Source organism: Micromonospora alfalfae (assembly GCF_022230925.1).
Lineage (GTDB): Bacteria > Actinomycetota > Actinomycetes > Mycobacteriales > Micromonosporaceae > Micromonospora > Micromonospora alfalfae.
In genome coordinates this window covers 151,633-166,727 of record NZ_JAKKFH010000011.1, presented here as the reverse complement: position 1 = coordinate 166,727, position 15,095 = coordinate 151,633, and the positions used below count along the sequence as shown (strand labels likewise).

The 15,095-nt window shown below is 71.4% G+C and carries 14 protein-coding genes; 11 read left to right on the top strand and 3 right to left on the bottom strand.

Annotated features, from left to right (window positions below; translation table 11 throughout):
• Positions 1–9 precede the first annotated feature (9 nt).
• From MED01_RS11515 to MED01_RS11505, 3 genes are read left to right on the top strand one after another with little or no spacing between them, the layout of a single operon-like run.
• Positions 10–1,023, top strand: coding sequence for a Wzz/FepE/Etk N-terminal domain-containing protein (locus tag MED01_RS11515; protein ID WP_238668505.1), 1,014 nt, complete (start codon positions 10–12; stop codon positions 1,021–1,023).
• Between the two features lie 31 nt (positions 1,024–1,054).
• The gene (locus MED01_RS11510; protein ID WP_238668504.1) at positions 1,055–2,635 is read left to right on the top strand and encodes an oligosaccharide flippase family protein; all 1,581 of its coding nucleotides are present in this window, start codon (positions 1,055–1,057) and stop codon (positions 2,633–2,635) included.
• The gene (locus MED01_RS11505; protein ID WP_238668503.1) at positions 2,632–3,486 is read left to right on the top strand and encodes a sulfotransferase family protein; all 855 of its coding nucleotides are present in this window, start codon (positions 2,632–2,634) and stop codon (positions 3,484–3,486) included. The genes MED01_RS11510 and MED01_RS11505 overlap by 4 nt, the downstream gene beginning before the upstream one ends.
• A gap of 158 nt (positions 3,487–3,644) precedes the next feature.
• On the opposite strand, the gene MED01_RS11500 is transcribed toward MED01_RS11505, so the two are convergent.
• The 3 genes from MED01_RS11500 to MED01_RS11490 are packed head-to-tail and all read right to left on the bottom strand — an operon-like array spanning position 3,645 to position 6,857.
• Positions 3,645–5,126, bottom strand: coding sequence for a hypothetical protein (locus MED01_RS11500; protein WP_238668502.1), 1,482 nt, complete (start codon positions 5,124–5,126; stop codon positions 3,645–3,647).
• Positions 5,123–5,902, bottom strand: coding sequence for a sulfotransferase family protein (locus tag MED01_RS11495; protein ID WP_238668501.1), 780 nt, complete (start codon positions 5,900–5,902; stop codon positions 5,123–5,125). The genes MED01_RS11500 and MED01_RS11495 overlap by 4 nt, the downstream gene beginning before the upstream one ends.
• The gene (locus MED01_RS11490; protein ID WP_238668500.1) at positions 5,895–6,857 is read right to left on the bottom strand and encodes a sulfotransferase family protein; all 963 of its coding nucleotides are present in this window, start codon (positions 6,855–6,857) and stop codon (positions 5,895–5,897) included. Before MED01_RS11490 ends, MED01_RS11495 begins: the two co-directional genes overlap by 8 nt.
• A 258-nt stretch (positions 6,858–7,115) precedes the next feature.
• Between MED01_RS11490 and MED01_RS11485 the strand changes: the two genes are divergently transcribed.
• The 8 genes from MED01_RS11485 to MED01_RS11450 all read left to right on the top strand — a co-directional run bounded on the left by MED01_RS11485 (position 7,116) and on the right by MED01_RS11450 (position 15,090).
• The gene (locus MED01_RS11485) at positions 7,116–8,399 is read left to right on the top strand and encodes a glycosyltransferase family 4 protein (protein ID WP_238668499.1); all 1,284 of its coding nucleotides are present in this window, start codon (positions 7,116–7,118) and stop codon (positions 8,397–8,399) included.
• Positions 8,396–9,415, top strand: coding sequence for a sulfotransferase (locus tag MED01_RS11480; RefSeq protein WP_238668498.1), 1,020 nt, complete (start codon positions 8,396–8,398; stop codon positions 9,413–9,415). The genes MED01_RS11485 and MED01_RS11480 overlap by 4 nt, the downstream gene beginning before the upstream one ends.
• Before the next feature lie 3 nt (positions 9,416–9,418).
• Positions 9,419–10,330 carry a sulfotransferase family protein gene (locus tag MED01_RS11475; RefSeq protein WP_238668497.1) on the top strand — a complete coding sequence of 304 codons (912 nt, stop codon included), beginning with the start codon at positions 9,419–9,421 and terminating at the stop codon, positions 10,328–10,330.
• Positions 10,331–10,416: 86 nt separating this feature from the next.
• Positions 10,417–11,094: a hypothetical protein gene (locus MED01_RS11470; RefSeq protein ID WP_238668496.1), complete on the top strand. Its 678-nt coding sequence runs from the start codon at positions 10,417–10,419 to the stop codon at positions 11,092–11,094.
• Between the two features lie 176 nt (positions 11,095–11,270).
• Entirely contained in the window at positions 11,271–12,089 is an 819-nt protein-coding gene (locus MED01_RS11465; RefSeq protein WP_238668495.1) for a basic amino acid ABC transporter substrate-binding protein, read from the top strand.
• A 77-nt stretch (positions 12,090–12,166) separates the two neighbouring features.
• The gene (locus MED01_RS11460; RefSeq protein ID WP_238668494.1) at positions 12,167–12,961 is read left to right on the top strand and encodes an amino acid ABC transporter permease; all 795 of its coding nucleotides are present in this window, start codon (positions 12,167–12,169) and stop codon (positions 12,959–12,961) included.
• A 5-nt stretch (positions 12,962–12,966) separates the two neighbouring features.
• Entirely contained in the window at positions 12,967–13,773 is an 807-nt protein-coding gene (locus MED01_RS11455; RefSeq protein ID WP_238668493.1) for an amino acid ABC transporter ATP-binding protein, read from the top strand.
• A gap of 312 nt (positions 13,774–14,085) precedes the next feature.
• Entirely contained in the window at positions 14,086–15,090 is a 1,005-nt protein-coding gene (locus MED01_RS11450; protein ID WP_238668492.1) for a multicopper oxidase domain-containing protein, read from the top strand.
• Positions 15,091–15,095: the final 5 nt, after the last annotated feature.

Genomic DNA, 15,095 nt, shown 5'->3' with positions numbered 1-15,095 from the left:
GGGAAAAAGGTGGAGATCGTCGACTACCTGCGGGTCGCCCGGCGGCGCCTCTGGGTACTCGTGGGGGTGCCGGTGCTCGCCGCTGGCGCCGCGGCAGCCATCGTCCTGTTGGCGCCACAGCAGTTCAGCGGGACCGCGTACGTGGCGGCACCGGCCCTGGTGGGCGGCGCGGCCGGGACGCAGTACACCGGTACGCAGGCGGCGAACCAGTTCGTCGCGGCGTTCGGCGCGGCGGTCACCTCGCCCCGCGTCCTCGCCGACGTGGGCGCTGACACCGGGGTGCCGCCGGAGCGGTTGCGCGACGGGCTCGCCATCACCCAGGTCGGCGCGAGCAGCCAGTTGGAGGTGACGTACACCGCAGGCGACCGGGCGACTGTCGCGCCGGTGCTGACCGCGACCACCACCCGGGCGCTGGCCTTCCTCTTCTCGTCCCAGGTCGGCATCGCCACCGGCGAGGTCGAGGCGGCCAACGCCGACGTCACCGCGGCGACCAAGGCGATCGGTGAGTGGGAGAAGGCGAACAAGGTCTCCCAGCCGGACCGGATCTACCAGGCCACGCTGGGCGAACTGACCAGCCTGCGCCAGCAGCAGCTCTCCATGCAGGCGGTCGGCAACGGCCGAGGTGTCGACGCGGCGACCGCCGCGATCACCGCCGCCCAGAAGAAGCTCGACGAGCTGGGGCCGAAGCTCCCCGACTACCAGGCCCTGCTCGCCCAGCGGGACGCGGCCACCAACGCCCTGTCCCAGGCTCGGGAAGGGTTGCAGGCGGCTCGGGCGCAGGCCCAGGCCGCCGATCCGAAGCAGGTGACAAGCATCGGCGAGACGCACGAGGTGAGCCGGATGACGGAGCTGGTGCGCACCGTCCTGCCGGTGGGCGGCGCGGGTCTGCTGCTCGGGGTGCTGCTGGTGGGCGTACTCGAACTGCTCTCGCGGGGTCGTGCCGCTGCCCGGCCGGTGGCCCCGGCGGCAAGCACCTCGGCCCCCTCGGCGTCGGCGGAGACCGTGACCGCGGCACGGCCGTGACCGTCGGAGAACGGGCCGCCGGGTGCGTGCGGTGACCGGCCGGTCGCCGGCCGCGCCGGAGGCCGGCGACCAGCAGGTACGCGGCATGGCCCGCGGCGGTGTGCTGAACCTGGGCAGCGCCGTGCTCAGCCAGGTGGCGCTCTTCCTGGTCATGCTGTTGCTGGCCCGGGTCCTGGGTGTACGCGAACTGGGCCGGTACGCCCAGGTCTACGCCGTGCTGTCGCTGCTGGGGCTGCTCTCGCTCTCCGGTTTCCGGGCCGGGTTGACCCGGTTCGTTGCGGTGCACCTCGCCGACGACGAGCCGGCCGCCCTCCGGGGCGCGATCCGGCTCGGGATCGGCATCTCGGCGGTGGCGTCCACAGTGATCGCCCTCGGTCTGGCGATCGGCGCGCCGTGGCTCGCCGACGCCCTGCACGACCCGCAACTCACCACCGGGCTGCGGTTGGCGGCGCTCTGCCTGCCCGCCGCCACCGTCTGCGAGGCCGCGCTCGCGGCCACCCGGGGTTGGCGCACGCAACGGGCCTACGCCCTCATCGGCCAGGTCTACGAGCCGGCCGCCCGGCTGGTGCTCACCGCGCTGGCGCTCGCCCTCGGTGCGGGCCTGACCGGCGCGTTCTGGGCGCTGGTGGCGGCGAGCTGGAGCGCGGCAGGGCTCGCCCTCGTGGCGCTCGCCCGGATGGTGCGCCGGGTGCCCGCCGCCCGGCCCGCGTACCGGCCGGGCGAGCTGTTCCGGTTCTCCACCGTCAGTTGGGTCTCCTCGCTGTCGTCCACCGGGCTGATCTGGGTGGACGCGTTGCTGCTCGGTTTCTTCGACTACGGTCCTGACGCGATCGGTGTCTACCACGTGGCGACCCGGCTGGTCACCATCGCGGTGTTCGTGCTCGCACCGGTCAACGCCTCGTTCGGCCCGCACCTGGCGCACCTCTACCACCAGGGTCGACTGGACGAGGTCCGCCGGATCTACCGGGTCGCCACCGGTTGGGTGCTCCGGCTGTCGCTGCCGGCCTTCGTGGCGTTGCTGGTCTTTCCGGAGCAGTTGCTGCGTCTGGTCGGCGGCCCGGGTCTGGCCGGCGGTGCGGCGGTGACAGTGGTGCTGGCGCTCGGCCAACTCGTGAACGCCGCCACCGGGCCGTGCGGGACGCTGCTGAACATGTCCGGCCGGGTCTCGGTCAACATGGTCGACAACCTCGCGGCCCTGCTGCTCAACGTCCTGCTCAATCTCTGGCTCATCCCGGCGTACGGCATTCTCGGCGCGGCGGTGGCCTGGGCGGTGTCGCTGGCAGCGGTGAACGTCGCCCGGGTCTGGCAGGTGCGCGCGCAGGTGCACACGGTGCCGGTGACGGCGGGCATGGTCAAGGGCCTGGTCGCCGCGCTGGTCGCGATGGGTGTCGGGTTCGGTGTGCGGTGGTTGGTCGGGGGCGGGACCGCGCAGCTCGTTGTCGGTCTGGTCGCGGTAGTGGCGGTGTACCTCGCCGTGGTGCTCGCCCTCGGGCTCAGTCGGGAGGACGTCATGGTGTTGCGCTCGGTGACCCGCCGAGGTGGTCGACGCGTTTCGGCCGAGCCCGCCGACGGCGCCGGTGTGGGCACCGGCAGCCCCGTGGTCCGCTCGTGAGCGGCGTCGTGCGGCGTCAGGTCACCGACCGGCTGCGTCGGGGGGTACGCGCGGCGCGGGCCTGGGGGCGCGCGGCGAAGCCGGGGGAGCCCGGCCCGTTGCCCGACTTCCTGGTGATCGGTGGGCAGCGCTGCGGCACCACGTCGTTGTATCACCACCTCGCCGCCCATCCGCAGGTCCGGGTGGCCAGCGGCAAGGAGTTGCAGTACTTCAGCGTCCACCACGCCCGGGGCACGCGGTGGTACCGGGGGCACTTCCCTCGTCTCGCCCCAGGTGAGCGCACGTTCGAAGCGAGCCCCTACTACCTGTTCCATCCGAGCGTGCCGGCCCGGGTCGCGGCGACAGTGCCGCAGGCCCGCTTCGTCGTCCTGCTGCGCGACCCGGTGCAGCGGGCCTACTCGCACTACCTGCACACCCGCTCGTACGGCGTCGAGCCGCTGTCCTTCGCCGCCGCGCTCGACGCGGAGGAGGAGCGGCTGGCCCGGGCGACGCGTGGTGGTCCGGACAGCGCCGCCGCGCACCGGGCGTTGCGTAATTACTCGTACGCGGCCCGGGGCCGCTACGCCGAGCAGTTGGACAGGTGGTTCGCGCAGGTCCCGCGGGAGCGGATCCACGTCGCCCGGACTGAGGACCTGCACACCGACCCGGCCGGCACGTTCGGCGACGTGCTGCGCTTCCTCGGCCTGCCGGCCTTCACCCCTGAGGCGTTCACCAGGCACACCCGACGCGTCGACCATGGCCCCTCCCAGCTCACACCGGAGCTGCGGGAGCGCCTGAGCGGCCACTTCGCACCGCACAACGCCCGCCTGGCCACCCTGCTCGACTGGCCCGACCCCTGGCCCGCCGCCTAGCGCGCGCTTCGGACGTGCCGCCCGGTCCAGGCCGGGTCCACCCGCCGCCTGCACCCCCGCGATCTTGCACTTTCTGCCCCGACAGAAGTCGCAGAAGCCGTGAGACGGCAACAGAAAGTGCAAGATCGGCGGGGTGAGGTCGACACCTGCCGTTCGGGTTAGCGGACGGTGGCGAGGATCCGGTCCACCGGCTGGTCGGCGCGGAGCAGGACGGGGACGTCGGTCACTGTGGTGCCGCCACCGGCCGCGCCCAGCGGGGAGCCCACCGCCCCGGTCCGTCCGCCCGGTGTCGCCGGCACCGTCACCGGCGTCTTCGACGCCGACCAGAGCACCAGCGTGCTCTGTCCACCACGGACGAACGCGACCCCGTGCAGTCTGCCGGCCACCGGGGCGGGCAGCGGGGTGACCGTGGCGTCCCGGGCCGCGTCGACCAGGGCGGCCAGCATCCGGCCGGCCTCGCGTTCGGTGCCGTCCGGGTCGAGCAGGCCGTAGCGGACCTCGCTGCCGGCGGCGTTGTTCGGGTTGTACGCCAACGGCAGCCAACTGATCTCGCCGATCCCGCCGGCGACCAGCAGGGTGACCGTCTTGACCATCTCCGCCGCGCGGCTGGCCGGGTCGCCGTCGCCGTCGCGCCAGAACTGCCCGACCTCCCATGCCTGGATCGCCGTACCCGGCGGTGTGGTGGCGCGCAGGTAGTCCAGCAGCGGGGCCACCCCGCTGAAGTGCTCGTAGAAGTGCACCTGACGGACGTCGACGGTGCGGTCGGTCAGCAGCGACTCGGTCACCGCCAGGAAGCGAAGGCTGCGGCTGTTGGTCTCGGTGCCGAGCGCCCGGCGCAACTGCGCCTCCCCGGTCACCGCCGGGATCTGCTGCCCCCGGGTGCCGACCCGACGTTGGAAGTACGCCTGGTAGGCGGCGATGGCCTCCGGCACCCGACCGGCGCGCACCAGCCGGTCGGCGACACCCATGCCGTACGCGACGCTGCTGATGCCGGAGTCGACCACCAGCGCCTTCGGATCGGTCGCGCGGATCGTCTCGGCGGCGGCCCGGACCAGCCGCGCGTACTCCTCGGGGCTGCCGGCCCAGTAACTCGGCGCGTTGACCTCGTTCTCGATGGCGTACTCCCGCACCCCGTACGGGCCGTAGCGCTGCACCACCGAGCGGACGAACCGCTGGTACGCGCCGAGGTCGGTGGGCATCGCCGACTCGGTCTTCTTCGCCGCGCCCCGGGTGTAGCGGGCGGTGCCACCGGTCGCCCAGCACACGCCGGTACGGATCTTCAGGTGCAGTGTGATGCCCAGCTCTCTGCTGCGTGCGGCGATGTCGTCCAGCCCGGACCAGTCGACCTGCCCCGAGGTCCGTTCGATCTCGCACCAGGAGATCTCCTCGTACGTCGCCGAACCGGCGAGCCGGCGCAGGTACGGCTCGAACTGCTGGTACCGCGACCAGTCCCAGTGCGCGCCGAACGGGTTGCTCACCTGGTCGGCGGTGCGCCCCGGCGTGCCGACTGCGGGTGTCGCCGTCGCGGAGGGGGTGGGGGTCGGCGGTGGATCGTCGCCGCCGTCGGTGCAGCCGGCGGTGAGCAGGAGCGTGGCGGCGACGGCGGTGGCGACCGCGCGCAGCCGGCCGGGGCGGGTCACCGGTAGCCCAGCGCGCGCAGGGTCGGACCAGAGAAGATCCAGACCAGCAGGCGGAGGAACGGGTCGAGTTCGCGGCGGTAGCTGCCCACCCGGGAGCCGTAGATCGGCGCGGTGTCGCCCACCGCCGCGCGTCGTCGCTCCGCCTCGGTGGTGTACTTCCGGGCCACGTCGTGCTGCTTGCTGTCGTAGTCGAGGATGCCGTCCTCCCACGGCTCGCCGAGGAACTCGAACAGCGCGCGCATCGTCTTCTCCGGCTCGCTGACCGCCTGCTCGTAGCGCAGCTCGTAGTAGCGGTCCGCCGGCAGTGTGGCGCCGACGGCCCGCGCGGCGCGGATGTAGCGCGGCCACTTCACGACGCACTTCACAGCGGACCAGTAGCCGAACCGTTTGCGGTGCGAGACCACCACGTCGCGTCCGTCCCGGATGAGGTGCACGATCTGGGCGTCCGGGAAGACCTCGGTGACGAAGTCGAGGGACATGGCGTACAGCGGGGTCTTGTCGGCCCACCGGGTCTTGCCCCGCGCGGCGGCGTAGTCGGCGTGCACACCGCCGAAGAAGTCCCGGATGCGGTGCAGCCAGTCCTCGCGCGGAAAACCGAAACGGGCCAGTCGTTCCCAGTCCCGGCCGACGATCCGTCGCAGGTCCGGCAGGAACCGGGTCTCCGGGCCGCAGCTGATCCGCGAGTGCGAGTCCAGGACGAGGCGCACCATCGTGGTGCCCGACCGCTGGCAGCCGACCAGGAAGATCGGCGCGGTACGGGTTCCGGTCTCAGCCACTGTCGACCGCCTTCGTCGTCTCGGAGCGGACGTCGGCCGCGGCGCGGTCGAGCCGGTCGGTCAGCTCGTCGCAGCGGGCCCGGACGCCCCTGTCGATCGGTAGCCGTCGGTGGCCCGCCGCGTCGTGCGACGCACGTGGGGCGATGTGCGCGTGCAGCCGGGGATGGTAGGGAAAGTCGAGGAAGGCGCAGAGCCGTCGGAGCTGCGCGGCGGGCTCCGCGACCAGGCTGTCGTAGCGGCAGAGCAGCACGTCGGCCCGCCGGTCCAGGCCGAGTTGGAAGAACAGCGAGTTGCGGACGTACCAGAACAGCGCCGCGCCGCTGTGCGGATCCAACCGCTGCGGGTCGTGGGCCCGGATCAGCTCGATGGTGTCGGCGTCGAGGCGCTGCCCCTGCCACCGGCGGCCAATGCTTCCGTCGGCGATCGCGCGCAGGGCCCGCAGGTTGGCGTCACCGAACTTGGCGACCTCGGAGCGGGCCCGGTCGTCGACGTCGCGGTAGACCCAGAGCGCGCGCCCGGGCGTCAGCCCCGGCAGGGCCAGCAGCTCGTCCACGCGGTGGCTCTCGCAGAGCGGCTTGACCAGGACGTACGCGTGCCGGCTGCGCTGGATTGCGGCGGTCAGCACCGGGTCGGGGCGCAGTTGGAAGCGATGGAAGACGGTGGCGTCGTTCTCGTTGCGGACCTCGACCTCTCCGGCGGCGTCCAGGCCCCGGACCAGCATGTTCGTGCCGGAGCGTTGCAGACCGACAAGGTAGACAGGCATCGCCGAGCCGGGCGTACGGCCGGCCCGCCGTCGCCAGCGTCGCTTCGCCACTGCGGTGCTGATCCGGTCGATCGGGTTGAGGCGGTCCTCCTCGATCAGCCGTCCGATCCCCTCGGTACGCGCCCAGCGAAGATGCCGCCGGACCCGCCGCGCGGTGTACGCGAGCGCGGAGACCTCGTCGTCGGCTGTCACGGTCCTCCTCGTCGGACACCGTTGCGGCCCTGCACCAGAGCGGGTGTGACCGGCGGCAGCCAGGCTATCGGGAGATCATGGCGGGAGGCCAGGCCGCGGACCGCACGGGCAGACGAAGATCACCCGTTCAGCCACATGCCAAACGTGAGCTGGACTCGCCGACCTGCCCTGCATACCGTGGGCCCTGGCCGGGGCGGGCAGACCCCGGTCATCACCTCCGGGCCCGGTTCGCCCGATCGACGTGAGCAGGGCGAGTCGATGCGCGTGCTGCATGTGAACAAGTTCCTCTACCGCCGTGGCGGCGCGGAGGGGTATCTGCTCGATCTCGCCGACCTGCAACGGGTTGCCGGCGACACTGTCGCCTACTTCGGCATGAGCCACCCGGAGAACGAGTCGCCGCTGCCGTACGCCGCGCGGTTCCCGTCCGAAGTGGAGTTGGAGCCGGCGCCGAGCGGGGTGCGGCCCCGCGCGGTGGCCGTCGGCCGGATGCTGTGGTCACCGACGAGCCGCCGCGGGCTGGCCCGGGTGATCGACGATTTCCGGCCGGACGTGCTGCACCTGCACAACATCTACCACCAGCTCTCCCCGTCGGTGCTCGCCGCGGCCCGCGCCGCCGGTGTGCCGTGCCTGCTGACCCTGCACGACTACAAGCTCGCCTGCCCGAGCTACCAACTGTTGGACCGGGGCCGCCCCTGCCAGGCGTGCGTCACGGGTGGCCCGTTGCAGGCGGCCCGGCGCCGTTGCAAGGACGGGTCGCTGTCGCGCAGTGGCCTGCTCGCCGTCGAGTCCTGGTTGCACAGGCAGTTCGACGCGTACGACCCGGTGCAGCTCTTCGTGAGCCCGAGCGAGTTCCTGGCCGACGTGATGCGCCGCGCGGGCGTCTACCCGGACCGGTTGCGGGTGGTCAACCACTTCGTCGACCTGACCGGTGTCGCGGCCAAGCAGACGCCCGGCGGCGGTGTCGTCTTCGCCGGGCGGCTGGCTCCGGAGAAGGGTGTCGACGTGCTGATCGAGGCGGCCGCCGCGCTGCCGGACGGGGCAATGGTGGACATCGCCGGAGACGGTCCGGCCCGCCCGGAGTTGGAGGCGCTCGCCGCACGGCGGGTGCCCGGCCGGGTCCGGTTCCACGGCCGTCTCGACAAGCCGCGCCTGCACGAGCTGATCCGGTCGGCGGCTGTGGTCGCCGTGCCGTCCCGGTGGCACGAAAACCAACCGATGGCGGTGCTGGAGGCGTTCGCCTGCGGTGTGCCGGTGGTCGCCACCGACCTGGGCGGGCTTCCCGAGCTGGTCCGGCCCGAGGTGGATGGTCGCATTGTCGCCGCCGATGCGCCGACGGCCCTCGGCGACGCGCTGAACGACCTCCTGGCCGACCCCGAGCGGGCGTACCGGATGGGCCGGGCCGGCCGGGCGAAGATCGCCGCCCAGTTCGGCCCGGACCGGCACCTGGACCGGATCCGTGGGCTGTACGCGGAGGCCGCGGAGGCGTTGCCGCCGCGGCGGCGGGCCGGCCGGACGGCCGCCGGTGGGGGAGCGGCCCGGTGAGCCCGGTACGGGTGCTCTACCTCGCCGGCAGCGGTCGCAGTGGCAGCACGCTGGTCACCACGGTCCTGGGACAGTTGCCGGGCTTCTTCGCGGCGGGCGAGCTGCGGTACCTGTGGCGGCGCGGCATCCTGGAAAACCGACCCTGCGGCTGCGGTGCCCCGGTCGCCGACTGCCCGCTCTGGGCGCGGGTGCGCGCCGACCTGACCGACGCCGACCCGGCCGGGATCGCCGTCCGGTTGGCCCAGCGGCTGCGGCTGCGCGGACTGCCCGCACTGCTGCGCCGCCAGCGTCGGGGGCAGCCGCCGGTCGCGGGCCACCCCGACGACACGCAACTGGCCCGGCTCTACGCCTCGATCGCCGAGCACGCCCTGGCCGGTCGGTCGGACGGTGTCATCGTCGACTCGTCCAAGCTGCCGCCGTACGGTGCTCTGCTCGGCAGCCTGCCCGGCATCGACCTGTACGTCCTGCACGTGGTGCGCGACCCGCGCGCCACCGCGTACTCCTGGCGTCGCCGACGCCCGCTGGACGGGCGCGCCGACGATGAGCTGATGAGCCGGCCACCCGTCGGCAAGGCCGCGCTGCTCTGGCTGGTCTGGAACACCGCGACAGTACGACTGTGGGGCGACCGCCGTCGCGCGTCGGGCCGCTACCTGCGGGTGCGGTACGAGGACTTCGTCACCGACCCGGCTGGCGCCACCGCCCGGATCGCCGGCTTCGTCGGCGCGACCCCCGACGAGCTTCCGTTTCCGACACCGGCCACGGTACGGCTCGCCCCCACCCACTCGGTGGCCGGCAATCCGTCGCGGCACCGCACCGGGCTGGTCGACGTGGTCGCCGACACCGAGTGGCTGACCGGGCTGCCCACCCGCGCCTACGTCGTGGTGACCGGGCTGACCGCTGTGGCCCTGTCCCGGTTCGGCTACCCGCTGCGCCGCCCGGCGGCCACCTCTCCCGCCGCCCGCCTCGCCGCGGACCCGGCCGTCTCCTCGTCACCCGCCACCCGGCAGGAAGGCTGAACGATGCTCTCACTGGTGGTGGGCACTGGTCGCTGCGGTTCGACACTGGTCCAGGAGTTGCTCTCCCGGCATCCCGCTGTCGGCTTCGTCTCCGGTCTGGACGACAAACTGGCCCGACTCAACCCGAAGGGGAGGTTCAACGGCGCGCTCTACCGGCGTTCGACGCCGCGCCCGGCGGGGATGACCTCGCTGCGGCACAGTCGACGGTTGCTGGAACGGGGCCGGCTCCGGGTGGCGCCGTCGGAGGCGTACCACCTGCTCGACCGGCAGGTGCTGGCCGGCTTCTCCCGACCGTGTCGGGACCTGGTCGCCGAGGACCTGACCCCGTTCGTGGCTCGGCGGCTGCGGGCCTTCTTCGACGAGCGGATCGCACGGCAGCGCTGTCAGCAGTTGGTGCAGCACGTCACCGGGTGGCCACGGACCGGCCTGCTGCACGCCGCGTACCCGGAGCTGCGGGTGGTCAACGTGGTGCGCGACGGCCGGGCGGTGGCCAATTCGTGGCTCCAGATGGGCTGGTGGGATGGCTGGCGCGGGCCGGACAACTGGATCTATGGCCCGCTCCCGTCCGACCTGCGGGAGGAGTGGGTCGAGTCCGGTCGCTCCTTCCAGGTGCTCGCCGCGCTGGGCTGGAAGATGCTGATGGACGCCTTCGCGCAGGCCCGGCTGCGGCACCCGGCCGACCAGTGGCTGGACGTGCGCTACGAGGACCTGGTCGAGCAGCCGCGCGAGCAGGTCGGCCGGATGCTCGACTTCCTCGGCCTGAGCTGGTCGAGCGCCTTCGAGAAGGGCTTCTCCCGGTACGACTTCACACTGGGCCGGGCGGAGGCGTACCGGGACGAACTCAGCCCGGCGCAGCTCGCCGCGATCGAACGGGTGCTGGAGAAGTCGTTGGCCGAGTGGGGCTACCCCGTCTAGCGGGCGTGTGTCAAAGCCCTCGCTATCGACGGACGACACGGGGGCGGCTAATCTTTGGCCCCACACCATCGATGTGAGGAGATGCGATGGCGCGCCGCACCGGCCGACCCTCCTACCAGTTGGACAAGGCCGACGTGCGCCGCCAGCGCACAGTGCGCTTCGCGGCCGTCGCGGGCGTGGTCGCACTGGTCACCGCGCTCCTCGGTGGGTTGATCGGCTACCAGGTGGGCCGTCCGGACGCCACCGAGGCGACCATCGCGAGCATCAAACAGGACGAGGCGAAGCGGGACGCCCAGCAGATCGTGGAGCTGATCGATACGGCTCGACGGGTCCGCGACCAGGTCGCCCCGGTCCTGGCGGGCATCAAGACGGAGACGACCGGCGGACGTGCGCCGGATCCGGCGAAGGCGCGCCAGTGGCAGGAGGTCATGCGCCAGGCGGCCGAGCCGTTCGCCGACCCGCCGTCGGGGGCCACCGCCACCAACGTGGCGCGCGGAGGGTTGCGCGGAGCGGTCCAGCAGGCGTCGCTGGCCGTCGACGCCTACGCGCTGGCGGCCGGCGTTCCGGCGGCGCAACGTGCGGCAGTGCTGGACGTCAGCGCGCGGCAGGCGGCCGAGGCCGCGACGATCTGGTCGGTCGCGGCTACCCAGCTCGACCAGATCAGCGTCGACTCCGGCAAGGGCCACCAGCATGTGTTCCTGGACACAGACCCCCACGAGGGGGCCCTCACCCCGGACGGGGCGGCCGAGGGAACCGGTGGCTGAGGCACGTTGCGGGGCAAGTGTCGGGTTTGCCGGCGGAGGCGACCGGGACGGGGCGGCCGAGCGGTCACGATGTGATCTGGGGGCGATGCGCCGGATCGGGTACGGTCGCTTATCGCAAAGTCTATGAACCAGATTGGCTTTCTGTGCAATGGAAGCCGAATCGGAGGGACACAGCCGTGAGGTTCCCAAGCGCCGTCCGTCAGGCCGGCCTCGTCGTGGCCGTCACCGCCCTCGCGTTGACCGCGGGTTGTGCGAAGAAGGACGACAGTGAGGTCCAGGCGAGCGGCGTCAAGCTGGTGGCGGCGGGCAAGCTGACGGTCTGCACCCACCTGCCGTACCCGCCGTTCCAGTCCAAGGACGCCAGCGGCACGGTGACCGGCTTCGACGTCGAGATCATGGACCTGGTCGCCAAGGAGCTCGGCGTCGAGCAGACGATCATCGACACCCCGTTCGAGGGGATCAAGTCCGGCCAGGACCTCAACACCGGCAAGTGCGACGCGGCCGCCGCCGGCATGACCATCACCGAGGAGCGGCGGAAGGTGGTCGACTTCTCGGATCCGTACTTCGACGCCACCCAGGCGATGTTGGTGAAGACCGGCAAGACGTACAAGTCGCTCGACGACCTCAAGGGCAGGAAGCTCGGTGTCCAGGCGGCCACCACGGGTCGTGACTACGCCAAGAAGTTCGAGGCGGAGAAGGGCCTGAAGCTCGTCGAGTTCGAGGACCTCGCCGCCCTCCAGCAGGCCGTCTCCAACGGCCAGGTCGAGGCCGCCATCAACGACCTGCCGGTCTGGACCGAGTACCTGAAGAAGAACCCGGGCGGGTTCGAGGTCGCCGCCGAGTTCGACACCGGCGAGCAGTACGGCTTCCCCGTGAAGAAGGACACCAACCCGGAGTTGCTCAAGAAGATCAACGAGGTGTTGGCCAAGGCCAAGCAGGACGGCACGTACAACACGATCTACGAGAAGTGGATCGGTAAGCGGCCGAGCGTCTGAGCGCCGCGCAGTACCGGAGGGCGCGCGTCCCGCGCGCCCTCCGACGTCGGTAACCTCCGGGAAGGCAACGAGCGAACGTGAAGCTGCGACGCCGCCAGCGGGAGCGGCTGTCCCTCGGGCTCCAGTACCTGGTCTTCATCGCCATCATCGCCACGGTGCTCGTCGCCGCGGACTGGGACCGGCTGGCCGACGCGTTCTTCCGCGTCGACATCATCAAGTCGATGTTCCCGACGATCATCACCGTCGCGCTGCGCAACACCATCCTCTACACGCTCGGCGCGTTCGCCTTCGGCCTCGTGTTCGGCACGGTCCTGGCGCTGATGCGCCTGTCCCGGGTGGCGCCGTACCGCTGGGTGGCGACGGCGTACATCGAGCTGTTCCGGGGTCTGCCCGCGCTGCTGGTGCTCTTCCTCGTCGGGTACGGCATCCCGATCGCCTTCCCGGAGCGCGAGATTCCGGGCGGGGTGTTCGGTTCGATCGCGATCGGCCTCGGGTTGACCGCCGCCGCGTACATGGCGGAGACGATCCGGGCCGGCATCCAGGCCGTGCCGAAGGGGCAGATGGAGGCGGCGCGAACCCTCGGCATGTCCCACTTCACGGCCATGCGCACGATCGTCATCCCGCAGGCGTTCCGGATCGTGATCCCGCCGCTGACGAACGAGCTGATCCTGCTCACGAAGGACTCGTCGCTGGCCTACGTGCTCGGGGTGACGGCACAGACGATCGAGATCACCAAGTTCGGTCGGGACATGCTCAACGACCGGGTGAACGCGACCCCGCTGCTGGTGGCCGGCCTCGCCTACCTGGTGATCACCCTGCCGCTGTCGCAGGTGGTACGACGCCTCGAACTCCGCTACGCCAAGGCTCGGTGACCCCGATGACGACCGTCTCCTCCCGCCCCGCCGTGGAGATCCGCGACCTGCACAAGTCCTTCGGGCCGCTCAAGGTGCTCAAGGGCATCGACTTCGAGGTCGGCCAGGGCGAGGTGGTCTGCGTCATCGGGCCGTCCGGCTCCGGCAAGTCGACACTGCTGCGCTGCGTCGACCTGCTGGAGGAGCCGACCGCCGGCAAGATCTGGGTGAACGGGGTCGAGATGACCGACCCGGACGTCGAGATCGACGCGGTCCGCCGCGGCATCGGCATGGTGTTCCAGTCGTTCAACCTGTTTCCGCACCTGACCGTTCTGAACAACCTCACCATCGCCCAGCGCCGGGTGCTCCGGCGAGGTCGGGTCGAGGCCGAGAGGGTCGCCCGGGACAACCTGGAGCGCGTCGGGCTGACCGACAAGGCCGACGCCTTCCCGGCGCAGCTCTCCGGCGGGCAGCAGCAGCGGGCGGCGATCGCCCGGTCGTTGTCGATGGAGCCGAAGCTGATGCTCTTCGACGAGCCGACCTCCGCGCTCGACCCGGAACTCGTCGGCGACGTGCTCACCGTCATGCGCAAGCTGGCCGAGGACGGCATGACGATGATGGTGGTCACCCACGAGATGGCGTTCGCCCGCGACGTTGCCGACCGGGTCGTCTTCATGGACGGTGGCGTGGTGGTCGAGCAGGGGCCGCCGCAGGAGGTGCTGGGCGCGCCGAAGCACGAACGGACCCGCGCGTTCCTCTCCCGGGTCCTCGACCCGACCCATGTCGCGCAGCTCGGTGGGCCCGACCGGACGGGCCCGCAGTCGGCCGGCTGACCACGGCCACGATCTCTGACCACAGCTTCCGCACGTCTGCCCGCCGGGCTGCCGCATTGACGGCAGCCCGGCGTCTGCTTGTGTGTCAGCTCTATGTCAATCGACGGACGTCGTGATGTCAAGGTAATCTTTTTGCAATCAGAGCTGTACTTTCATCGATGGATTACATAAGTTGCTGTCATCCATAGAAAGCTTTGAGTCTTCCGAGCAAAGATCGCGACGAGCCTCACCCTCAGTCGTGCCACCGCCCCCGTGCTCGGGTCGATGCACCCTGCCCTCGTCGCGTCTTCGCCCGGTTGGGAACGGAGACCCATGGACGATCACGCTGGTGGTCCTCACCGCCACCTGTCCCGCAGATCGCTGATCGCCACCGGCGCGCTCGCCGCCGGGGCGTTGGGCGCGTCCGCCCCGACCATCGGCACCGCGTTCGGCGGCAGCCCCGCCCGGGCCGCCGCCGGTGTCACCAAGAAGATCACCATCTACGCCGAGCAGTTGCCCGGCAACCTGTTCGGGTACGGCCTGGCACCCGGCCAGGCCACCGTTCCGGGCCCGGTCCTGGAGATGTACGAGGGTGACACCCTGGAGATCACCCTGGTCAACACCACCACCCAGCGGCTCTCCATCCACCCGCACGGGGTGGACTACAGCACCGAATCCGACGGCAGCCCGTTCAACGCCTCGTTCAACAACCCGGGCGAGACGCGGACGTACGTCTGGCGCTCGCACGAGATGGTGGCGGCGGCGGGCCGACGGTACATGCCGGGCAGCGCCGGCTACTGGCACTACCACGATCACGCGATGGGCACCGACCACGGCACCGGCGGTGTCGCGAAGGGACTGTACGGGGCGCTGATCGTCAGACGACGTGGCGACATCCTGCCGTCGAAGCAGTTCACCGCGGTGTTCCACGACATGATGATCAACAACAAGATGGCCCCGGCGACCCCGATGTTCGAGGCGAACCTGGGCGAGCGCGTCGAGTGGATCGCCATCGGCCACGGCAACCTGTTCCACACCTTCCACCTGCACGCGCACCGCTGGGCGGACAACCGCACCGGGATGTTGGAGGGGCCGAGCGACCCGAGCCTGGTGGTCGACAACAAGGACCTCAATCCCGGCAGCTCGTTCGGTTTCCAGGTGCTGGCCGGGGAGGGCGTCGGACCGGGCGCGTGGATGTACCACTGCCACGTGCAGACGCACTCCGACGGCGGCATGGCCGGGATCTTCCTGGTGCGCAACGCCGACGGCAGCATGCCGCCGGGCGCCGAGGAGGCGATCCACCGGTTCCAGGGCCACACCCACACGCACGGAAGCTGACCGAA